Below are 20,815 nucleotides of genomic sequence, written 5' to 3'. Positions count from 1 at the left end.
GGAGAAAACCACCATGCCCTTGCCGTCCCTGCGCTCCAGCCACTGGCTGCTGTTCGCCGCAGTCGCCGTGCTGTTCTTTTCCCTGGCACTGTGGATGAGCCGGCAGTCCGAGCGCGCCGAGCCTTTGCCTTGGCTGGTGGACTGGCAGGAGACGGTGATAGTGCCCCTCGCCGAGGAGACCCTCAGCCTGGACCAGCTGGCCGCCCTGGCGCCGGGAGAACTCTGGCTGCAGCCGCGCACCGAAGGTCCGCGCCTGGTCTATCGCGCCGAGCAGGACCGGGAGGAGGGCGCCTGGCGCCTGGAAGCGGAGTTGCTGCTCAGCGATAGCGAGAGCAGCAGCCTGGGCAAGGCCCTCGGCAAGGGCAACGAGGAGCAGCCCCTGAGCGGGGAGATGGCAGCACAACTCGGCGGACACCGGGTGGCGGTGCTGAATATGGTGCCGATGGAAGAAGTCTCGGCGGCACGCCTGGCCGCCAGTATCGGTCCGCCGCGGTTGCGCCTGCGCACGGCTGAGGGCGAGGCCTGGGTCTATCCGCAGCAAGGGCTGAGTGCACACCTGGCGGATGGCAAGCTGCAGTTGCTGCACCTGGTGCCGCGCAAAGCGATGAAGCACTGAGCGGCGCAGGGCAAGGCCGCGGTGGGCTACTTGCGTGGTCCGACCTCAGAGTTGCTGCAGGTAGCTGCTGCCGCCCAGTTGGCTCACCTGCCGGCGAATCCAGCCGGCACGGCGGGCGACGTATCCGCCGGGCCGCGAGGGGCTCCATTGCCGCGGGTTGGGCAGCACCGCAGCCAGCAGCGCCGCCTGCTGGCGTGACAGGTGCGCCGCGGTCACGCCGAAGTGCTGGTGGGCGGCGGCTTCGGCGCCAAATACGCCGTTGCCCCATTCCACGCTGTTCAGGTAGACCTCGAGGATGCGCTGCTTCGGCCAGAACAGTTCGATCAGCCCGGTGAACCAGACCTCCAGTCCCTTGCGCAGCCAGTTGCGGCCGGACCAGAGGAAGAGGTTCTTCGCCACCTGCTGGCTGAGGGTGCTGGCGCCGCGGATGGAGCCGCCGCGCTCGTTGTGTGCCAGGGCCTTGCGGATGGCGGGGACGTCGAAGCCCCAATGTTCGGCGAATTTCTGGTCCTCGGCGGCGATCACCGCGATCTTGAGGTCGTCTGGCAGCTCGTCCCAGGATACCCAGTCGCGCTTCAGGTCGATGGGCTGGCCGACGAACCAGGACTCAATCTTGCGCTCCACCATCAGCATCGATCCCGGCGTCGGCACCCAGCGGAACAGGATCACCAGCAACACGGACGCCGCCGCGAACCAGAGCAGCAGTTTGAACAGGCGTTGGCGGATGGTGCTGAACATGCTGGCTTGGCCCGGGGAAATTTGCGCGCCATTATAGCGGCCGTCCGTTCCCTGTCTGGAGTCCCCATGGCGCGCCTGTTCCTCTTGCTGTCCGCATTCGCCGGTTTTACCGGGGTGGCCCTCGGCGCCTTCGCCGCCCATGGCCTCAAGAGCAGGCTGACTCCCGAGTACCTGGCGGTGTTCCAGACCGGCACTCATTACCAGCTGATCCATGCCATGGCCCTGTTCGGCGTGGCCCTGCTGTCGTTGCACGCACCGGGTCGGCTGCTGAATCTGGCTGGCGGCTGTTTTGCCCTTGGCATCCTGCTGTTCTCCGGCAGCCTCTACCTGCTGACCCTGTCCGGCATCGGCAAGCTCGGCATCATCACACCCTTCGGCGGCCTGGCCTTCCTCGCCGGTTGGGTGTGCCTGGGGACTGTGGCCTGGAACCTGGGCAGTCGTTAACCTGACCCTGGCGTCAAATTGCGGGACGAATGGCGTCCTTTAACCTTGGTCCCGCGCGGCTAACGGGCTAGAATGCCGTCCCCTTTCCAGATGTGACTGTTCCGTCATGCGCATTCAGTTGAACGGTGAATCCTTCGAGCTTCCCGACGGCCAGACTGTCGCGGACCTCATCGCCTGCCTGGATCTGGCCGGCCGCCGCGTCGCGGTCGAACTCAACCTCGACATAGTGCCGCGCAGCCAGCACGCCGCCACCGCCCTGCGCGAAGGCGACCGCGTCGAGGTGGTACACGCCATAGGCGGCGGCTAGCCGCGCGGGCACAGCGCCCGTCCCAATAGCGCCATCTGCCGTCCCAGTTTCGCGCCTTGCGCTTTCCCTACTGCCCGCCAGGAGTCCAGCATGAGCCATACGCCGATCGACAAGCCCTTCACCCTTGCGGGCCGCACCTATCAGTCGCGTCTGTTGGTGGGCACCGGCAAGTACAAGGACCTCGAAGAGACCCGCGTCGCCATCGAAGCCTCCGGTGCCGAGATCGTCACCGTGGCGGTGCGCCGCACCAACATCGGCCAGAACCCGGACGAGCCCAACCTGCTGGACGTGATCTCCCCGGACAAATACACCATCCTGCCGAACACCGCCGGTTGCTATAACGCCGAAGAAGCGGTGCGTACCTGCCGCCTGGCCCGCGAGCTGCTGGATGGCCACAACCTGGTCAAGCTGGAAGTGCTGGCCGACCAGAAGACGCTCTTCCCCAATGTCGTCGAAACCCTCAAGGCCGCTGAACAGCTGGTCAAGGACGGCTTCGATGTCATGGTCTACACCAGCGACGACCCCATCATCGCCCGCCAGTTGGCCGAGATGGGCTGCATCGCGGTGATGCCGCTGGCCGGTCTGATCGGCTCGGGCATGGGCATCTGCAACCCCTGGAATCTGCGCATCATCCTCGAGGAAGCCAAGGTTCCGGTGCTGGTGGATGCCGGCGTGGGCACCGCGTCCGACGCGACCATCGCCATGGAGCTGGGCTGCGAGGCCGTACTGATGAACACCGCCATCGCCCATGCGCAGAACCCGGTGATGATGGCGGAGGCCATGAAGCACGCCATAGTCGCTGGCCGTCTCGCCTATCTGGCCGGGCGCATGCCGCGCAAACTCTATGCCAGCGCGTCCTCGCCGCTGGACGGACTGATCCGCTGAGTTTCACTGACAGGTTTCGCAAGAATGATCGAGCACCAGGGTTCGCCGGCCGCCGCCGACGAAACGCGTCACCACCGCACCATCAAGAGTTTCGTGATGCGCGCCGGCCGCATGACCGAAGGCCAGCAACGCGGCCTCGACCAGGGCTGGCCAAAATTCGGCCTGGAATTGGCTGACGGCCCGCAGGATTTCGATGCTTTGTTCGGCCGCAGCGCGCCGCGCACCTTCGAGATCGGCTTCGGCATGGGCCATGCCACCCTGGAGATGGCGGCTGCGGCGCCTGAGCAGGATTTCATCGGCGTCGAGGTGCATCGCCCCGGCGTGGGTGCGCTGCTCAATGGCGCCATGACCCAGGGTCTCGACAACATCCGCGTCTACAGCTGCGACGCCCTGGAAGTGCTGCGCGGCTGTGTGGCCGACGCCAGCCTGGATCGCGTCCTGCTGTTCTTCCCCGATCCTTGGCACAAGTCCCGTCACCACAAACGGCGCATCGTCCAGCTGGCCTTCGCCGAGCTGGTGCGGCAGAAGCTCAAGGTCGGCGGTATCCTGCACATGGCCACCGACTGGGAGCACTACGCCGAGCACATGCTGGAAGTGATGAGCGTGGCGCCGGGCTTCCGCAACCTGGCCGAGGACGGCCGCTACGTCCCGCGCCCGGACGAGCGCCCTGTGACCAAGTTCGAGCGCCGCGGCGAACGCCTCGGCCATGGCGTCTGGGACCTCAAGTTCCAGCGCATCGATTGACCGGGCGCCGCCCTGCGGCGCCCCGGCAGACCTGACTAGACCGGGCCCACCCGGCACCTCACCTGATCCGACGATAGCAACGCCTGCCGATTGGCCGGGCGGCATAAGAATAAGAGCGACGCGGTTGCCGCTGCGTCGTGAGGAGAAGGCTGTGTTGTTGAGAACATTCGGATATCTGCTTCTGGCTGGCTGCGCCCTGCAGGCCCAGGCCAAGGTCGACGCTACCCGGGCCGCCCGTCTCGGGCAGGACCTCACCCCCCTGGGCGCCGAGCGCGCCGGCAATGCCGCCGGCACCATCCCGGCCTGGGATGGCGGCCTCGCCACCCCGCCGGCCGGCTACCAGCCGGGCATGCACCATCCCGATCCCTATGCAGGCGATACCCCGCGCTTCGTTGTCGACAGCCGGAACCTCGGACAGTACGCCAAGCTGCTGACCCCGGGACACAAGGCCCTGCTGGAGCAGCACCCGGACTACAAGCTGCGCGTGTATCCGACCCATCGCAGCGCTGCCGCGCCGCAACGCATCTACGACGCCACCCGCGTCAACGCCGAGAACGGCGCGCTGATGGCCGGAGGCAATGGCGTGGAAGGTGTGGCCGCCGGTGTGCCCTTCCCGATTCCGGCCAATGGCCTGGAAGCCATCTGGAACCACATCCTGCGCTATCGCGGCGAGCAGATTCACTTCACCACCAATCAGGCGGCGGTCCTCGCCAATGGCGGTTACAACCTGCTCAAGCTGGAGCGGGATATCTACTTCGTCTATGGTCGCGACGGCATGACCCCGAACAACCTGGAGAACACCCTGTTCTTCTACAAATACCGGGTCGTGGCCCCTGCCAAGCTGTCAGGCTCGGCCCTGGTTGTGCAGGAAACCCTCGACCAGGTGCTGTCGATCCGCAAGGCGTGGCGCTTCAACCGCGGCGAGCGCCGCGTGCGCCGCCTGCCGATGCTGGCCTACGACACGCTGCAGCCCGACACCAATGGCCTGGCTACCGCCGACATGGTGGACTCCTATAACGGCGCGCCGGACCGCTACGAGTGGCAGTTGCTGGGCAAAGAGGAAATGCTGGTGCCCTACAACAGCTACGCCGTGCACCAGAAAGGCATCCCCTACGAGCAGATCCTCCAGGCCGCTTACGTCAACCCCGACCTGCTGCGCTACGAGCAGCATCGCGTCTGGGTAGTGGAGGCGAACCTGCGCACGGGCTTCAGCCATCCTTACGCCAAGCGCCGCTTCTACCTCGACGAGGATAGCTGGCAGATCCTCGCCGTCGATCTCTACGACAAGGGCGGTCGCCTGATCGGCATGCAGGAAAGCCATCCGATCAACTATTACGATGTGCCCATGTTCGGCAGTACGCTGGAAACCATCTACGATTTCGTCGGTGGCCGTTATTTCGTCGATGGCCTCGACAACAACGAAGCCATGTATGATTTCAAGGCCCCGCTCCACCCGAGGGACTTCACGCCCCAGGCGCTACGGCGCGAAGGCAACTGATTCCGGCCTGCCTGGCCATCCCAGCCGCCCCTCGGGGCGGCTTTTTAATGGGCGCCATTTCATTCGATTGGGGGTGGTGACTGCTCGTAGGGTGGATAGCGATTTTCTATCCACCATCGGCGCCATATGGGAGCGCGAATGGTGGACCGATAGAGCGTGGTCCACCCTACGGAACCGTTCAGTCCGCGCGGCGTCATGCCTGCTCAGTTGATCAGCTCGGCCCCCACCACCGTCGACTCCGGCAGGGACGGCGGCGCCGGGCTGATCTGCATGTATTTGATGCTTTCTCGCGGAATCATCAGCAGATCGCCATCCACTTCGATGCTAAGAAAGGGCGACTCCAGCTGGCGGCGCAGGCCGCGGGCGACCTCCACCGGGTCGGCGGACTGCTGCGGGAAGCGCAGGGCCAGGCGCTGGCCGTCCTGGAAATACAGGTAGAGGTGCTTGATCGGCTTCATGGGGCGTGCTCCCTGGATTGGCGGCCTGTGGCCGCCGGGGGAGCCGCCGACCTCAGTTGCGATCGGCGATGATGCCGATCACGAAGAAGACTAGTAGCAGTACGGGCGCCAGGGTGTAGTTGTTGAAGTAGCCCAGGCCCTGGGCCAGCCAGGGTGTCACGTAGATCATCGCCAGGCCGTAGCCGACCGCGCAGAGCAGCACGAAGAGCAGGGTGCGGAAGAGAAAGTTGAGGCTGCCGATGCGTTGCTGCACCCAGGCATTGAGGGTCGGGCCGAACAACACCAGCAGGGTGGCCATGATGGCCAAGGCTATATCGTGGAGGTGGCCGCGGCTCCAGCGCGACAGGGTGGCGATCATGTCCAGTACGACGTCCATCCGGGGTCCTTAGCGAAATGGTTCGGGGGCAGACGATTCCAAATCCGTAGCCTGCCCGTCAAGGCAGGAAATGCTGCAACAGATCGTTGAGGAACAATTGGCCTTCTGCGGTGGCCACCAGCCGCCGCGGGTCGCTCTGCAGCAGGCCGCGTGTCTCCGCCTCGGCGCGGGCAGTGGCGAGGCCGGCCAGCGGCATGCCGGTGCGCTGAGTGAACAATTCGGCGGGCACGCCGTCCGTGAGGCGCAGCACGTTCATGAGGAATTCGAAGGGCAGTTCGCTTTCGTCCAGGTGGCGCTCGCCGGCCAGGAAGCGCTTGGCCGGGTCCAGGTAGTCTTTCGGCAGGCGGGTCTTCCAGCTGCGGATGATGCGGCCTTCCGGGCTGCTCAACTTGGCGTGGGCGCCAGCGCCTATGCCGAGGAAGTCGCCGAAGGTCCAGTAATTGAGGTTGTGCCGTGCGCGCTGGGCGCCCCGGGCATAGGCGGAAACCTCGTATTGGGCGTAGCCGTGCTCGGCCAGCAGGGCTTGGCCGGCTTCCTGGATGTCCCAGAGGATGTCGTCCTCCGGCAGCTCCGGCGGCTGACTCCAGAACACCGTGTTCGGCTCCATGGTCAGTTGGTACCAGGAGAGGTGCGTCGGCCCTTGGGCGATGGCGATGCGCAGATCGTCCAGGGCGTCCTCGATGGACTGATCCGGGAGGCCGTGCATCAGGTCGAGGTTGAAGTTGTCGAAGCCGGCGCGGCGCGCCATGTCGGCGGCGCGGATGGCTTCCTCGCCGTCGTGGATGCGCCCCAGGGCCTTGAGCTTGGCCTCCTGGAAGCTCTGCACGCCGATGGACAGGCGGTTGATGCCAAGCTGGCGATAGGCAGCGAACTTGGCCTGCTCGAATGTGCCGGGGTTGGCCTCGAGGGTGATCTCGATGTCGCGGGCGAAGGGCACCCGCTGCTCGACGCCGTCCAGCAACCGGCCGATGGCGTTGGCGCTGAATAGGCTGGGCGTACCGCCACCGAAGAAGATCGACGTCAGCTCGCGGCTGTGGACGTGGCCAAGGTCCTGTTCCAGGTCGTCGAGCAGGGCGTCAATGTAGGCCTCTTCAGGCAGTTCGGGGCCGGCGGCGTGGGAGTTGAAGTCGCAGTAGGGGCACTTGCGTACGCACCAGGGGATGTGGACGTAAAGCGCCAGGGGCGGCAACTGGAAGCCTGAGGCTGCGAGCTGCAAGCCATCCTTGCCGCCGCCACTGGTGGCGTGCGGCTTGCCGCTTGCGGCCGTCTGTTTCATAACCCCAACCGTAGCCTGAGCAGGGCCATGGCGCGGGCGCGGTGGCTGAGCTGGTTCTTCTCGGTGGGAGAAAGTTCGGCGCTGGAGCATTCGCGCTCGGGTACCCAGAACAGCGGGTCGTAGCCGAAGCCATGCTCGCCACGGGCCTCGAACAGGATGCGGCCGCGCCAAACGCCTTCACAGAGGATCGGCAGCGGGTCTTCGGCATGCCGCAGCAGCGCCAGGCTGCAGATGAATTGGGCGCCGCGCTCGGCCTCCGGCACTTCGCGCAGCACCTCGAGCAGTTTGGCGTTGTTCGCCGCGTCGCCCTGGCCATCCGCGTAGCGCGCCGAGTAGATGCCGGGCGCCCCGCCCAGGGCGTCCACCGCCAGGCCGGAATCGTCGGCGAGCGCCGGCAGGCCGGAGACCCGGGCGGCGTTGCGCGCCTTGAGGATGGCGTTCTCGACGAAGCTGAGGCCGGTTTCTTCCGGCTCGACTTCGCTGAACTCGGCGATCGAGCGCACTTTCACGCTATCGCCGAGCATGGCCTGGAGTTCCTTGAGTTTGCCGGCGTTGTGGCTGGCCAGCACCAGTTCTTTGAAAGGCATCATTCGTCGGGGAAGAATTCCTGGTCGAAGCTGAAGCTGTGCGGCGCTTCGTCGCCACGCTGCACGTTGAGGGTGAAGTTCAGCATTTCACGGTCGCTGAAGGGGAACTGCGCCAGGTAGTAGATGGCTTCGCCTTCGCTGACCTGCTTGAACTGCAGGGAGGTGACCTGGCCGAGCAGGTTCTTCACCTGGCCGCTGACTTGGGCGGTGCTGGCCTTGCCGGCCTTGAGCACGGCGACGTTGATCACGCCCTGGGTCTTGCTGCGGGTCAGGCCGACGGCGGCGGCGATGTCCGGCTGCAGGAAGCTGGAGTTGAAGGCGTTGTAGTGCACATCCAGGTCGCCGAAGGTTTGCTTGCGCTCGGCGACGGCCGGCAGGGCCAGGCAAAGGGCGAAAAGGAACAGGGCTAGACGACGCATGGTGGCTCTCCTTGATTCAGACCGCGACGCGGTGGTCCGAAAGGCCCGGGCCACTGACGCGATAGATACCGATCTCACCCAACAGATTAGGCCAAACCCGGCTGGGCAGGTTGTGCCGGTGCTCATGGTCCACCGCCAGGCGGTCGAGGACTTTCACCTGCTGCTCGCGGCAGAGTTCCTCGAAGTCCTTGAAGGTGCAGAAGTGGATGTTCGGCGTGTTGTACCAGGTGTAGGGCAGGAACTCCGACACCGGCATCTGCCCGTAGCGCGCCAGGTACCAGCGGCAGCGCCAGTGGCCGAAGTTGGGGAAGGTGATGATGCACTCGCGGCCGACCCGCAGCATCTCCTTGAGGATGCGGTCGGGGTAGTGCACAGCCTGCAGCGCCTGGGTCATCACCACCACGTCGAAGCTGTTGCTGGCGAAATTGCCCAGCCCCTTGTCCAGGTCCTGCTCGATCACGTTCACGCCATGGTCGATGCAGTGGGCGATGTTCTCCGGGTCGATCTCCAGGCCATAGCCGCTGACCTGCTTGTGGTCGCGCAGCCAGGCCAGCAGCTCGCCCCTGCCGCAGCCGAGGTCGAGCACCCGGCTGCCCGCGGGGATCCAGTCCTGGATGATTTCTAGGTCGGCACGCATGGTTTACACCGCAATCCTGTTCATGTAGCTGCTGAAGGCCTGGAGGTAGCGCGGAATCGGCATGAGGAAGGCATCGTGGCCCTGGGGGGCGTCGATCTCCAGGTAGTTGACGTTCTTCCGCGCGGCGATCAGGGCGTCGACGATCTCCCGCGAACGGGCCGGGGAGAAGCGCCAGTCGGTGGTGAAGGACATCACGCAGAAGTCCGCCTTGGCCGAGGCCAGGGTGCGCGCCAGGTCGCCGTCATGGGCCGCGGCCGGGTCGAAGTAGTCCAGGGCCTTGGTCATCAGCAGGTAGGTGTTGGCGTCGAAGCGCCCGGAAAACTCCTCGCCCTGGTAGCGCAGGTAGCTTTCCACCTGGAATTCCACGCTGTGGAAGTCGTAGTTGAGCTTCTCGCTCTTCAGGCCGCGGCCGAATTTCTCGCCCATGGCGTCATCCGACAGGTAGGTGATGTGGCCCACCATGCGCGCGAGCATCAGTCCGCGCTTGGGGATCACGCCCTGCTCCTGGAAGTGCCCGCCATGGAATTCCGGGTCGGTGAGGATGGCCTGGCGCGCCACCTCGTTGAAGGCGATGTTCTGCGCCGACAGCTTCGGCGCCGAGGCGATGGCCAGGCAGTGGCGGACGCGGTCCGGGTAGCTGATGGTCCACTGCAGCGCCTGCATGCCGCCGAGGCTGCCGCCCACCACCGCCGCCCACTGCCGGATGCCGAGCACGTCGGCGAGGCGCGCCTGGCTGTGCACCCAGTCCTCCACCGTCATCACCGGGAAGTCGGCGCCGTAGGGTGCGCCGGTGGCCGGGTTGAGGCTGGAGGGGCCGGTGGATCCGTTGCAGCCGCCCAGGTTGTTCAGGCTGACCACGCAGAACTTCAGGGTGTCGATGGCCTTGCCCGGGCCGATGCAGCTGTCCCACCAGCCCGGCTTGCGATCTTCCAGGCTGTGGTAGCCGGCGGCGTGATGGTGGCCGGACAGCGCGTGGCAGATCAGCACCGCGTTGTTGCGGGCCTCGTTCAGCTCGCCGTAGGTCTCATAGACCAGTTCGTAGTCAGCCAGGCTGCGGCCGCAGGCGAGCGCCAATGGCTCGCTGAAGCGTTGCACCTTGGGGCTGACCAGGCCGACGGAATCTGCGGGAATGGCGGTGGGCATCGCGACCCTGCTCTCAATCTGGGAAGGGCGCCAGTCTAAAGAGCGCCGCCCCCTGCGGCAAGCGCGGGGGGCGGCGGCTAAGGCATTGAATATTCAGGCTCTGCGGGCGCTCAGGCGGACTCGCCGCCACTCTGCTTGCGGGGTGCCAGGGGCAGGTTGACCACCTTGCCCATTCGCTGCATGGGCGAGGGCAGGCGGAAGGTACGCAGCATCTCGTTGGCCTGGGCGATCTGCTGCTCCAGTTCCTCTGTGTAGCGTTCCAGCTGCTGGCCGCGCTGGCGGGTGAGCTGGGTTTCCTGGGCCAGGGCCTTGAGCCGCAGCATGTGGGTTTCCAGCAGCTGCTTGTGCTCCAGGGTGTGTTGCATCAGCGGCATCAGCGCGTCGCTGGCCCATTGGGCGACCTCCAGGCGCAGGCGCTGGTGCATGCCGATCACCTCCTGCACCAGGGTGTCGAAGAAGCGCTTGCCCAGCTGGCGCTGCTCGGTCAGCAGGGTCTTGGGGTGGCGGCGGAACTGGTCGGCCTTGATACGCAACTGGCGGATCTCGCGCAGGTAGCGTTGCACGTTGAACTGTGGCGCTTCGACCCCGTGCAGGGGATTCTCGTCGTTGTGCCGGCGGTAGATGGCCGCAACCATCTTGTTGGCCATGTCGGCCTCGTGCTCCAGGCTGCGCAGGTCGTACTCCACTGCGCGGAAGAAGTGCAGGATGCTCTGGTTGATGCCCAGGGTGGTCCAGCTGCCGGTCAGCTCGCGGCGCAGGCGCGCCAAGTGCTCGTCCAGGCGCTCCGGACGCGCGGCGTTGCGTAGCATGTCGCCCTGGCGCTTGAGCAGGCGCTGGTTGGTCTTCAGGCCGAGCAGGCGGCGGTGATGCTGGGCGTGGTCTTCCTTGGTGCGGGCTGTCAGCTCGAAGAGCATCTGGCCGTTGTCCTGCTGGTGGCTGTCGAGCAGCGACTGCTGCTCGCGGACCTTCTCCAGGCGCAGGTTGAGCACGTGCAGGTTGTTCTGCAGCAGCGCCATCATCTGGCTCGCCACGTTGTCTTCGATCAGGCGTTCCTTCTGGGTGACGATGCGCTCGCAGAGCAGCTCTTCCAGGGCGCCGATCTGGCTGCGTGCGAGCAGCTCGCCGTCGTCGCGTACCTTGGCCAGCAGCGCCTGCTTGGCCGACAACGGCAGCACTTCCTCGCTGCGGATGCCGAGCTGGCTGGCAGTGGTCTCCTGGATGCGGCGGATGGCGTTCTGCACGAAGCTGTCGCCGGCCAGGTCGTCCCAGAGCACGTCGATCTTGTTCAACACGGCGAAGAGGTGGGCCTGGGTGTCTTCGTCCAGCTGGCGGATGTGCTGCTGCCAGATATTCATGTCGCTGGCGGTGACGCCGGTATCGGCCGAGAGCAGGAAGACGATGGCCTGGGCACTGGGCAGCATCGACAGGGTCAGCTCAGGTTCGCTGCCGAGGGCGTTCAGGCCCGGGGTATCGAGGATGCGCAGGCCCTGGCGCAGCAACGGATGGTCGAAATTGACCAGGGCATGGCGCCAGGCGGGTACCAGCACTTCGCCGGGGCGGCCGGTGGGGTCGAGCATGTCGGGATGGAAGCCCAGCTGGATCGCCTGTTCCACTGGCATGGGCTTGGTCCGCGCCACCTGGGTGAAGGCCTGGACCATGTTGTCCGGGTCGCCCGGGTCGAGCGGGATATTCACCCAGTGCCGCGGCGAGCGCTTGAACTGCGAGACGCTGGCCTCGGCCATGCGCGACTCGATGGGCAGGAGGCGGATATAGGACCGCTCGGAACGAGGGTCGTAGAACAGCTCGGTGGGGCACATGGTGGTGCGCCCGGCCTGGGACGGCAGCATGCGCTGGCCGAATTCGGAGAAGAACAGGCTATTGATCAACTCGGTCTTGCCGCGAGAGAACTCGCCGACGAAGGCCAGGGTGATCTGGTCGGTACGCAGGAGGCGCTGGGCCCGTTCCAGCTTGGCGGACAGTGCGTCGGAACTGAGCCGATTGCGTTCGAGCCAGCTTCTATAGCGCGTGATCTCCCGCAGCAGCTCACGTTTCCAGGCAACGTAGGCGTCGACTTGCTGACTGAGACGCTCCATGCTCATTCAGACTCTCCTCGTGGGTCATGCATCCTGCGTACGGGAATGGACGAACTTCGAATCGGTCACGACGACGCTGGTGGGTCGCACAACTCCCTCCGGAGATATTCCCCCGGCGAAATGAAAGCACAGTGCCAGCTGGTCATTGCTCGGCATTATGCGCCTTGGGGATTGGTCGTCAATCGCCGCGAAGACGGCGCCCGCCTTAAGGTCGGTCAGGGGACCCGAGCGGTCAATCCGGGCAGGTCGGGAAGGGTTCGCGGGCTCTGGATGCGCACCCGCTTCTGGCGATTGAGTTCGCCACTTTCCAGGCTGACCTGGGATTTGGCGACGCCGAAGGCCGCCGCCAGGAAGGCCCGCAGCTGGGCATTGGCCTTGCCTTCCACCGGCGGCGCGGTGAGGCGGATCTTCAGGCGTTCGCCGTGCAGCCCAGCAAACTCGTCACGGCTCGCCTTGGGCTGCAGGTGGCAGTCGAGGATCAGGTCCTCGCCTGCCCAGCGGTACCAGCTCATCAGAGGAAGGGGCTGAGGATCTGCGGCATGCCGGTCATGGCGGCCAGGTTGCCGATCACCAGCATATCCAGCAGTTTCAGCGCAATGAAGGCGAAGATCGGCGAAATATCCAGACCGCCGAGGTTCGGCAGCAGCTTGCGGAACGGCATCAGCAGCGGCTCGCAGATCTGGTTCACCAACTGGGCGCCGGGGTTGTAGCTGCCCGGGGCGACCCAGGACAGGATCACGCTGATGATCAGGGCAAAGAAGAACACCTTCAGGAACAGCGAGGTGACGCCGATGATCGACCAGATCAGCAACTGCAGCAGGTAGCCGCCAACGCCGTAACCCATCAGGGTCAGGGTGATGACCATCAGCAGCAGCTGCACCAGGATGGCCAGCACCAGGGAGGCGAGGTCGAGGCCGCCGAAGCCGGGGATGATCTTGCGCAGGGGATTGAGCAGCGGCTTGGTGGCGCGCACCACGAACTGGCTCAGCGGGTTGTAGAAGTCGGCACGGACAAGCTGGAGGATGAAGCGCAGCAGGACGATCAGCAGATAAAGGCTGCCGAGGGTCTGGATCACATAGATGGCAGCGGTGTTGAGTCCGGTCATCGAAAGCTCCTTATTGGCCCAGTTGTTCGGCCAGTTCAGCCGAACGCCGGTCGGCGGCGGTCAGGGCCTGTTGCACCAGGGCTTCGAAGCCGCCGGCCTGGAAAGTCTTGATCGCCGCTTCGGTGGTGCCATTGGGCGAGGTCACGCGGCGACGCAGCTCGGCGGCGTCCACGTCGCTGGAAACTGCCATGCGCGCGGCGCCTAGGGCGGTCTGCAGGGTCAGCTGCTCGGCGGTAGCGCGGGGCAGGCCCAGCTTCTCGCCTGCGGCGGTCATGGCTTCCATCAGCAGGAAAAAGTAGGCCGGGCCGCTGCCGGACACGGCCGTCACCGCGTCGATCAGCTTTTCCTCCTCCAACCAGAGGGCGATGCCGACGGCGGACAGCAGCTGTTCGGCCTGCTCGCGCTGGGCGGCGCTGACCTCGGCGTTGGCATACAGGCCGCTGGCGCCCTGGCCAACCAGCGCCGGGGTGTTGGGCATGCAGCGCACGATTGGGCGCGGGCCGAGCCAGGCGGCCAGGCTGGCGCAGGTGATGCCGGCGGCGATGGACACCACCAGCTGGCCTTCCTTGAGGCTGGGCGCCAGGGCCTGGCAGACGGTCTTCATGACTTGCGGCTTGATCGCCAGGACCACCACATCGGCGCCCTGCACGGCGTCGGCGTTGCTTTCCAGCACCTCAATGCGGTGCTCGGCGGCGATCTTCGCCCGCTGTTCGGCGCCCGGGTCGCTGGCGCGGATATGGTCGGCGGCGACGCCCTTGGCGCGCAGGCCACCGATCAGGCTGGCGGCCATGTTGCCGGCGCCGATGAATGCGATGCGGGGAGTGCTCATAAATGCTTCCTTATCTAATGCGTTGGCTGGCCGTAGTCGCGGGCGCCGAACAGTGCAGTGCCGATGCGCACCCAGGTGGCGCCTTCCGCGATGGCCGCTTCGAGGTCGTGGCTCATGCCCATGGACAGAGTGTCCAGGGAGGGGTTCAGTGCCTGCTGCAGCTGGCGCAGTCGGGCGAAGGCGGCATGCTGCGCCGCCCGGTCGTCGGTAGGTTCGGGGATGGCCATCAGGCCGCGCAGGCGCAGGTTTGGCAGCTCGGCCACGGCGGCGGCCAGGGCCGGCAGATCTTCGGGGGCGCAGCCGGACTTGCTGTCCTCGCCACTGACGTTCACCTGCAGGCAGATGTTCAGCGGCGGCAGCTGGGCCGGGCGTTGCGCGGAGAGGCGTTCGGCGATCTTCAGGCGATCGACCGAGTGCACCCAGTGGAAATGTTCTGCAATGGCTTTGGTCTTGTTCGACTGGATGGGGCCGATGAAATGCCAGGTCAGGCCCAGGTCGGTGAGCTCGGCCTGCTTGGCCAGGGCCTCCTGCAGGTAGTTCTCGCCGAAATCGGCGACGCCGGCGGCATGGGCCTCGCGTATGGCGTCGACAGGTTTGGTCTTGCTCACGGCCAACAGGCCGACACTCGAAAAATCTCTTCCAGAGGCTTGCGCCGCCTCACGGATACGCGCGCGAACCTTTGCAATATTGTCTGCTATCGTGGACATTACCTGCGCTCTACAGCCCGGCCTGAGTGGGGTCTGCGGCATTCTAACAGGCCGTTGAAAAATGTAGCGAGCGACGACCAGTCCGGGCGCAAGCCGGCGAAAAAGCGCAGTCTACCTTTGGAGAGTGTGCAGTTCGCGGTGGCTTCGAGACCGTTTGGCGCGGCGCAGTGGTTTTTCAGCGGCCTGCAACCCGTTTGCTTGGAATTGGGGAGCCCCCATGGACATTACTGAGCTGCTTGCCTTCAGCGCCAAGCAGGGCGCGTCGGACCTGCACCTCTCCTCCGGCCTGCCACCCATGATTCGCGTCGACGGCGACGTGCGCCGGATCAACCTGCCGGCCCTGGACCACAAGCAGGTCCACGCGTTGATCTACGACATCATGAACGACAAGCAACGCAAGGATTACGAAGAGTTCCTCGAGACCGACTTCTCCTTCGAAGTGCCTGGCGTCGCGCGTTTCCGGGTCAACGCCTTCAACCAGAACCGCGGCGCCGGCGCCGTGTTCCGGACCATCCCCTCCAAGGTGCTGACCATGGAAGACCTGGGGATGGGCGAGATCTTCAAGAAGATCTCCGACGTGCCCCGTGGCCTGGTGCTGGTCACCGGCCCCACCGGTTCGGGCAAGTCCACCACCCTGGCGGCCATGCTTGACTACCTGAACAGCACCAAGTATCACCACATCCTCACGGTGGAAGACCCGATCGAATTCGTCCACGAATCGAAGAAGTGCCTGATCAACCAGCGGGAAGTGCACCGCGACACCCTGGGTTTCAACGAAGCGCTGCGCTCGGCACTGCGGGAAGACCCGGACATCATCCTGGTTGGCGAGATGCGTGACCTGGAGACCATCCGCCTGGCGCTGACCGCCGCGGAAACCGGCCACCTGGTGTTCGGTACCCTGCACACCACCTCCGCGGCCAAGACTATCGACAGGGTGGTCGACGTCTTCCCCGCCGAGGAAAAGTCCATGGTCCGCTCCATGCTCTCCGAATCCCTGCAGTCGGTGATCTCCCAGACCCTGCTGAAGAAGATCGGCGGCGGCCGGGTGGCGGCCCACGAGATCATGATCGGCACCCCGGCCATCCGTAACCTGATCCGCGAAGACAAGGTGGCGCAGATGTATTCCGCCATCCAGACGGGCGGCTCACTCGGCATGCAGACCCTGGACATGTGCCTCAAGGGGCTGGTGGCCAAAGGGCTGGTCAGCCGCGAGAGCGCCCGGGAAAAGGCCAAGAGCCCGGAAAACTTCTAAGCCGCCCGCGTGGCGCCGGAACCGAACAGCGAGAACGTCATGGAATTCGAGAAACTGCTGCGCCTGATGGTGGAAAAAGGTGGTTCCGACCTGTTCATCACGGCAGGTGTGCCGCCGTCGATGAAGGTCAACGGCAAGATCATGCCGGTGACCAAGAACGCCATGTCGCCGGAAATGACCCGGGAAACCGTGGTCGGCGTGATGAACGAGCAGCAGCGGCGCGAATTCGCCGAGCGCCACGAGTGCAACTTCGCCATCAGTGCGCGGGGCATCGGCCGCTTCCGCGTCAGCGCCTTCTACCAGCGCAACCTGGTGGGCATGGTGCTGCGCCGGATCGAGACCACCATCCCCACCATCGAAGAACTCAAGCTGCCGGAAATCCTCAAGAAGCTGTCGCTGACCAAGCGCGGCCTGGTGCTCTTCGTCGGCGCCACCGGTACGGGTAAATCGACCTCCCTGGCGGCGATGATCGGCCACCGCAACAGGAACAGCAGCGGCCACATCATCTCCATTGAAGACCCCATCGAGTTCATCCACCAGCACCAGAGCTGCATCGTCACCCAGCGCGAGGTGGGTATCGACACCGAGTCCTTCGAGGTGGCCCTGAAGAACACCCTGCGCCAGGCGCCGGACGTGATCCTGATCGGCGAGGTGCGGACCCGCGAGACCATGGACCACGCCATCGCCTTCGCCGAAACCGGTCACCTGTGCCTCGCCACCCTGCACGCCAACAATGCCAACCAGGCGCTGGACCGGATCATCAACTTCTTCCCCGCCGACCGGCAGCAGCAGGTCTGGATGGACCTGTCGCTCAACCTCAAGGCGATAGTCGCCCAGCAACTGGTGCCGACCCCTGACGGCAAGGGCCGTCGCGCGGTTATCGAGGTGCTGCTGAACACCCCGCTGGCCGCCGACCTGATCCGCAAGGGCGAGGTGCACGAACTCAAGGCCCTGATGAAGCGCTCCACCGAGCACGGCATGCAGACCTTCGACCAGGCGCTCTTCAACCTCTACTCCCAGGGCGAGATCACCTACGAAGACGCGCTGCTCTACGCCGACTCGGCCAACGACCTGCGCCTGCTGATCAAGCTCGGCTCGGAAACCGATGGTGAGCACCTGCAGCACATGAGCGACGGCCTGTCGCTGCAGGTTTCGGAAGAAAACCCGGGGCGCCGATTCCGTTAAGCTCGCGCCCGGCGAACGAGCCCGCTACGGCGGGCTTCTTCATGCCCGGTCCGCGCGCTCCGCTGCGGCCTCACTCCGCAGGTCGGCGCCGAGCGTGCGCGACCCAACGGGTGGTGGATCCGGGCAGGAAAGAACCCTATACACACCCCTGCAGGAGGCAGCATGGATACACGTCAGGACACCCACAGCAAGGCCATCGGCTACCTGCTCTGGATTTTCGGATTCCTCGGTTCCCACCGTTTCTACTACGGCAAGCCGGTGACCGGGACCATCTGGTTCTTCACCCTCGGCCTGTTCTTCATTGGCTGGATCATCGACCTGTTCCTGATCCCGTCCATGGACCGCGAAGCTTCCTTGCGCTTCAATCCCGGCCAGTACGACTACAACGTCGCCTGGATCCTGCTGACCTTCCTCGGCGTCTTCGGCGTGCACCGCATGTACCAGGGCAAGTGGATCAGCGGCATCCTCTACCTGCTCACCGGCGGCTTCTTCCTGATCGGCGTGCTCTACGACTTCTGGACCCTGAATACCCAGGTTTCGGTGCTTAACGCGCGCTGAGTCCTTCGTTCCGCCCTCCAGGAGGACGTCATCCTGCAGGGGCGTGCTCATTCGCCAATCGGACCGCCAGGTCCGACCTGAGGCGCCCATCTGGGGTGCTGTGCACCCCTTGGCGAATGAATTCGCCCCTGCAAAAACGATATTTCAGTGGTTCCCCCTTCGTCGGAACCCGTGGCGGGCTTCTGCCGGGCGGCCTATTTTCGTGCGAGGGGTGCAGCTTCGCACCCGCCCTGGTCGCGCAAGGAGGTGACGCCATGAACAGCGCCAAAGATGTCCGTCCCGCGGTCCTCGACCTGATCGGCAACACCCCGCTGGTGCGGGTCACGCGTTTCGACACGGGTCTCTGCACCCTGTTTCTCAAGCTCGAATCCCAGAATCCCGGCGGCTCCATCAAGGACCGCATCGGCGTCGCCATGATCAACAGCGCCGAGCGCGATGGCCGGCTCAAGCCCGGCGGCACCATAGTCGAGGCCACCGCCGGCAATACCGGCCTGGGTCTGGCCCTGGTGGGGCGGGCCAAGGGCTACCGGGTGGTGCTGGTGGTGCCGGACAAGATGTCCACCGAAAAGGTGCTGCACCTGAAAGCCATGGGCGCCGAAGTGCATATCACCCGCTCCGACGTCGGCAAGGGCCACCCCGAGTACTACCAGGACCTGGCCGGCCGCCTGGCGGCGGGGATTCCCGGCGCCTTCTTCGCCGACCAGTTCAACAACCCGGCCAACCCCCTGGCCCACGAATCCACCACCGGCCCGGAAATCTGGCAGCAGACCGGGCAGGATGTGGACGCCATAGTGGTGGGTGTCGGCTCCGCCGGCACCCTCACCGGCCTGACTCGTTACTTCCGCCGGGTGCAGCCCGAGCTGGAAATGATCCTCGCGGACCCGGTGGGCTCGGTGATGGCCGAGTACGTGCGCAGCGGCACCCTGGGCACCGTGGGCTCCTGGGCGGTGGAGGGCATTGGCGAAGACTTCGTGCCGTCCATTGCCGACTTGTCCAGCGTGCGCCACGCCTACTCCATCAGCGATGAAGAGAGCTTTGCCCACGCCCGCGAGCTGCTGCGCGCCGAGGGCATTCCCGGCGGATCGTCAACCGGCACCCTGCTGGCGGCGGCGCTGCGCTACTGCCGCGAGCAGAAGACGCCCAAGCGCGTGGTCAGCTTCGTTTGCGATACCGGCACCCGCTATCTGTCCAAGGTCTACAACGACCAGTGGATGACCGATCAGGGCCTGTTGGCGCGTAAGCGCTACGGCGACCTGCGCGACATCATCGCGCGGCGCTTCGAGGACGGCCGCGTGATCAGCGTTGGGCCGGACGACACCCTGCTCACCGCCTTCCAGCGCATGCGCTTGGCGGATGTCTCGCAGTTGCCGGTGCTGCGGGATGGGCAACTGGCAGGGGTGGTCGACGAATCCGACATCCTGCTCGGCGTGCATGCCGATGCCACGCACTTCCGCCAGCCGGTGGCGAGCGTCATGACCACACGCCTGGAGACTCTGGCGCCGGACGCCAGCCTGGCCGAATTGCAGGCCGAGCTCGACCGCGGCCTGGTGGCGATCATCGCCGACGCATCCGGCTTCCACGGCCTGATCACCCGCTCCGACCTGCTCAACCACCTGCGGAGGACCCTTGCATGAGCCAGCAGGACGACAACGGCCAGCGTGCCTTCGCTACGCGAGTCATCCACGCCGGCCAGGCCCCGGACCCCTCCACCGGGGCCATCATGCCGCCGATCTACGCCAACTCCACCTACGCCCAGGACAGCCCCGGCGTGCACAAGGGGCTGGACTACGGACGCTCCCACAACCCTACGCGCTGGGCCCTGGAGCGTTGCGTCGCGGACCTGGAGGGCGGCGCCCAGGCCTATGCCTTCGCTTCCGGGCTTGCGGCCATCTCCACGGTGCTGGAACTGCTCGACAGCGGTTCCCACATCCTTTCCAGCAATGACCTTTATGGCGGCACCTTCCGACTCTTCGACAAGGTGCGCCAGCGCAGCGCCGGGCACCGTTTCAGCTTCGTCGATTTCAGCGACATCGCCCTGATCGAGGCGTCGATCCAGGACGATACCCGCATGGTCTGGGTGGAAACCCCGAGCAACCCCCTGCTGCGCCTGGCCGACCTCGAGGCGATCGCCGGCCTGTGTCGGCAACGCGGCATCATGGCCGTTGCCGACAACACCTTCGCCAGCCCCTGGACCCAGCGTCCGCTGGAGCTGGGCTTCGACCTGGTGGTGCACTCCACCACCAAGTACCTCAATGGCCACTCGGACGTGATCGGCGGCATCGCCATAGTCGGCAAGGATGAGCGCCAGCGCGAATGGCGCGAGCGCCTGGGCTTCCTGCAGAACGCTGTGGGCGCCATCGCCGGTCCCTTCGACGCTTTCCTCACCCTGCGCGGGGTGAAGACCCTGGCCCTGCGCATGGAACGCCACTGCAGCAACGCCCTGGAGCTGGCCTACTGGCTGGAGCAGCAGCCGCAGGTGGCGCGGGTCTACTACCCCGGACTGCAGTCCCATCCGCAGCACGGCTTGGCGCGTCGGCAGATGCATGGCTACGGCGGCATGATCTCCATGGATCTCGCCAGCGATCTGGCCGGCACCCGGCGCTTCCTCGAAGCGGTGCGCATTTTCACCCTGGCCGAAAGCCTCGGCGGCGTGGAAAGCCTGATCGAGCACCCGGCGATCATGACCCATGCCAGCATTCCGGCCGCAACCCGCGCCGAGATCGGCATCGGCGACTCGCTGGTGCGGCTGTCGGTGGGGGTGGAGGACGTGGAAGACCTGCGGGCGGACCTGGCGCAGGCGTTGGCGCGGGTGTGAGCTATTTCACCCCTCCCCCTCTGGGAGAGGGAGGGTCGGCCAAAGGGTGTTGTGATCGTTGGGCTTCGTTGCGCTCAGCGCCAACCTACGGCAAGTGTCCGGTCGTGTTCGCGAATGAATTCGCTCACACAGAGTGGCTCGCC

The 20,815-nt window shown here is 65.5% G+C and carries 24 protein-coding genes; 11 read left to right on the top strand and 13 right to left on the bottom strand.

Going from position 1 to position 20,815, the window contains the following annotated elements; translation table 11 throughout:
* The first annotated feature begins 13 nt into the window (after positions 1-13).
* Positions 14-616, top strand: coding sequence for a hypothetical protein (locus E8F12_RS04505; RefSeq protein ID WP_280324093.1), 603 nt, complete (start codon positions 14-16; stop codon positions 614-616).
* A gap of 45 nt (positions 617-661) precedes the next feature.
* Here the strand turns inward: E8F12_RS04505 and mtgA are convergent, their stop codons facing one another.
* Positions 662-1,354 carry a monofunctional biosynthetic peptidoglycan transglycosylase gene (gene mtgA / locus E8F12_RS04500; protein ID WP_280324092.1) on the bottom strand — a complete coding sequence of 231 codons (693 nt, stop codon included), beginning with the start codon at positions 1,352-1,354 and terminating at the stop codon, positions 662-664.
* A 66-nt stretch (positions 1,355-1,420) separates the two neighbouring features.
* Here mtgA and E8F12_RS04495 point away from each other — a divergent pair, with 66 nt between their 5' ends.
* From E8F12_RS04495 to E8F12_RS04475, 5 genes are all read left to right on the top strand, one after another.
* A complete protein-coding gene (locus tag E8F12_RS04495) occupies positions 1,421-1,798 on the top strand; it encodes a DUF423 domain-containing protein (RefSeq protein ID WP_280324091.1) in 378 nt (125 codons plus the stop codon).
* Between the two features lie 106 nt (positions 1,799-1,904).
* Complete coding sequence (gene thiS / locus E8F12_RS04490) at positions 1,905-2,105, top strand: sulfur carrier protein ThiS (protein ID WP_280324090.1); 201 nt, start codon at positions 1,905-1,907, stop codon at positions 2,103-2,105.
* 90 nt (positions 2,106-2,195) lie between these two features.
* Complete coding sequence (locus E8F12_RS04485) at positions 2,196-2,990, top strand: thiazole synthase (protein WP_280289500.1); 795 nt, start codon at positions 2,196-2,198, stop codon at positions 2,988-2,990.
* A gap of 24 nt (positions 2,991-3,014) precedes the next feature.
* The gene (gene trmB, locus E8F12_RS04480) at positions 3,015-3,734 is read left to right on the top strand and encodes a tRNA (guanosine(46)-N7)-methyltransferase TrmB (RefSeq protein WP_280324089.1); all 720 of its coding nucleotides are present in this window, start codon (positions 3,015-3,017) and stop codon (positions 3,732-3,734) included.
* A 154-nt stretch (positions 3,735-3,888) separates the two neighbouring features.
* A complete protein-coding gene (locus tag E8F12_RS04475) occupies positions 3,889-5,232 on the top strand; it encodes a DUF1329 domain-containing protein (protein WP_280324088.1) in 1,344 nt (447 codons plus the stop codon).
* 203 nt (positions 5,233-5,435) lie between these two features.
* Here E8F12_RS04475 and E8F12_RS04470 read toward each other — a convergent pair whose 3' ends face one another.
* The 12 genes from E8F12_RS04470 to E8F12_RS04415 form a co-directional block, all read right to left on the bottom strand.
* A complete protein-coding gene (locus tag E8F12_RS04470) occupies positions 5,436-5,690 on the bottom strand; it encodes a hypothetical protein (protein ID WP_280289503.1) in 255 nt (84 codons plus the stop codon).
* A 52-nt stretch (positions 5,691-5,742) separates the two neighbouring features.
* A complete protein-coding gene (locus tag E8F12_RS04465; protein WP_280324087.1) occupies positions 5,743-6,066 on the bottom strand; it encodes a DUF3392 domain-containing protein in 324 nt (107 codons plus the stop codon).
* A gap of 58 nt (positions 6,067-6,124) precedes the next feature.
* Entirely contained in the window at positions 6,125-7,342 is a 1,218-nt protein-coding gene (gene hemW / locus E8F12_RS04460) for a radical SAM family heme chaperone HemW (protein ID WP_280324086.1), read from the bottom strand.
* Positions 7,339-7,932: an RdgB/HAM1 family non-canonical purine NTP pyrophosphatase gene (rdgB, locus tag E8F12_RS04455; protein WP_280324085.1), complete on the bottom strand. Its 594-nt coding sequence runs from the start codon at positions 7,930-7,932 to the stop codon at positions 7,339-7,341. The genes hemW and rdgB overlap by 4 nt, the downstream gene beginning before the upstream one ends.
* The gene (locus tag E8F12_RS04450; protein ID WP_280324084.1) at positions 7,929-8,348 is read right to left on the bottom strand and encodes a DUF4426 domain-containing protein; all 420 of its coding nucleotides are present in this window, start codon (positions 8,346-8,348) and stop codon (positions 7,929-7,931) included. Before E8F12_RS04450 ends, rdgB begins: the two co-directional genes overlap by 4 nt.
* A 16-nt stretch (positions 8,349-8,364) precedes the next feature.
* Entirely contained in the window at positions 8,365-8,985 is a 621-nt protein-coding gene (gene metW, locus E8F12_RS04445) for a methionine biosynthesis protein MetW (RefSeq protein ID WP_280289507.1), read from the bottom strand.
* A 3-nt stretch (positions 8,986-8,988) separates the two neighbouring features.
* Positions 8,989-10,128 carry a homoserine O-acetyltransferase gene (locus tag E8F12_RS04440; RefSeq protein WP_280324083.1) on the bottom strand — a complete coding sequence of 380 codons (1,140 nt, stop codon included), beginning with the start codon at positions 10,126-10,128 and terminating at the stop codon, positions 8,989-8,991.
* Positions 10,129-10,238: 110 nt separating this feature from the next.
* Complete coding sequence (locus E8F12_RS04435; protein ID WP_280324082.1) at positions 10,239-12,227, bottom strand: dynamin-like GTPase family protein; 1,989 nt, start codon at positions 12,225-12,227, stop codon at positions 10,239-10,241.
* Between the two features lie 209 nt (positions 12,228-12,436).
* A complete protein-coding gene (locus E8F12_RS04430; protein ID WP_280324081.1) occupies positions 12,437-12,733 on the bottom strand; it encodes a DUF167 domain-containing protein in 297 nt (98 codons plus the stop codon).
* Positions 12,733-13,326 (bottom strand): YggT family protein, encoded by a 594-nt coding sequence (locus E8F12_RS04425; protein ID WP_077524149.1) that lies wholly within the window; start codon positions 13,324-13,326, stop codon positions 12,733-12,735. Before E8F12_RS04425 ends, E8F12_RS04430 begins: the two co-directional genes overlap by 1 nt.
* Before the next feature lie 10 nt (positions 13,327-13,336).
* A complete protein-coding gene (gene proC / locus E8F12_RS04420; RefSeq protein WP_280324080.1) occupies positions 13,337-14,155 on the bottom strand; it encodes a pyrroline-5-carboxylate reductase in 819 nt (272 codons plus the stop codon).
* 14 nt (positions 14,156-14,169) lie between these two features.
* Entirely contained in the window at positions 14,170-14,862 is a 693-nt protein-coding gene (locus E8F12_RS04415) for a YggS family pyridoxal phosphate-dependent enzyme (protein WP_280324079.1), read from the bottom strand.
* Between the two features lie 217 nt (positions 14,863-15,079).
* Here E8F12_RS04415 and pilT point away from each other — a divergent pair, with 217 nt between their 5' ends.
* The 5 genes from pilT (at position 15,080) to E8F12_RS04390 (ending at position 20,672) form a co-directional block, all read left to right on the top strand.
* A complete protein-coding gene (gene pilT, locus E8F12_RS04410) occupies positions 15,080-16,114 on the top strand; it encodes a type IV pilus twitching motility protein PilT (protein ID WP_280289513.1) in 1,035 nt (344 codons plus the stop codon).
* Positions 16,115-16,153: 39 nt separating this feature from the next.
* A complete protein-coding gene (locus E8F12_RS04405; protein WP_280324078.1) occupies positions 16,154-17,299 on the top strand; it encodes a PilT/PilU family type 4a pilus ATPase in 1,146 nt (381 codons plus the stop codon).
* Positions 17,300-17,461: 162 nt separating this feature from the next.
* The gene (locus E8F12_RS04400) at positions 17,462-17,857 is read left to right on the top strand and encodes a TM2 domain-containing protein (protein WP_280324077.1); all 396 of its coding nucleotides are present in this window, start codon (positions 17,462-17,464) and stop codon (positions 17,855-17,857) included.
* 254 nt (positions 17,858-18,111) lie between these two features.
* The gene (locus E8F12_RS04395) at positions 18,112-19,491 is read left to right on the top strand and encodes a pyridoxal-phosphate dependent enzyme (protein WP_280324076.1); all 1,380 of its coding nucleotides are present in this window, start codon (positions 18,112-18,114) and stop codon (positions 19,489-19,491) included.
* Positions 19,488-20,672: a PLP-dependent aspartate aminotransferase family protein gene (locus E8F12_RS04390; protein ID WP_280324075.1), complete on the top strand. Its 1,185-nt coding sequence runs from the start codon at positions 19,488-19,490 to the stop codon at positions 20,670-20,672. The genes E8F12_RS04395 and E8F12_RS04390 overlap by 4 nt, the downstream gene beginning before the upstream one ends.
* The last annotated feature ends 143 nt before the right edge of the window (positions 20,673-20,815 follow it).

The organism is Pseudomonas sp. BN102, from assembly GCF_029871245.1.
In the GTDB taxonomy this organism is placed as follows: Bacteria; Pseudomonadota; Gammaproteobacteria; order Pseudomonadales; family Pseudomonadaceae; genus Metapseudomonas.
The sequence above is the reverse complement of the archived record's forward strand: the minus strand, read 5'-3'. Positions and strand labels throughout refer to the sequence as shown.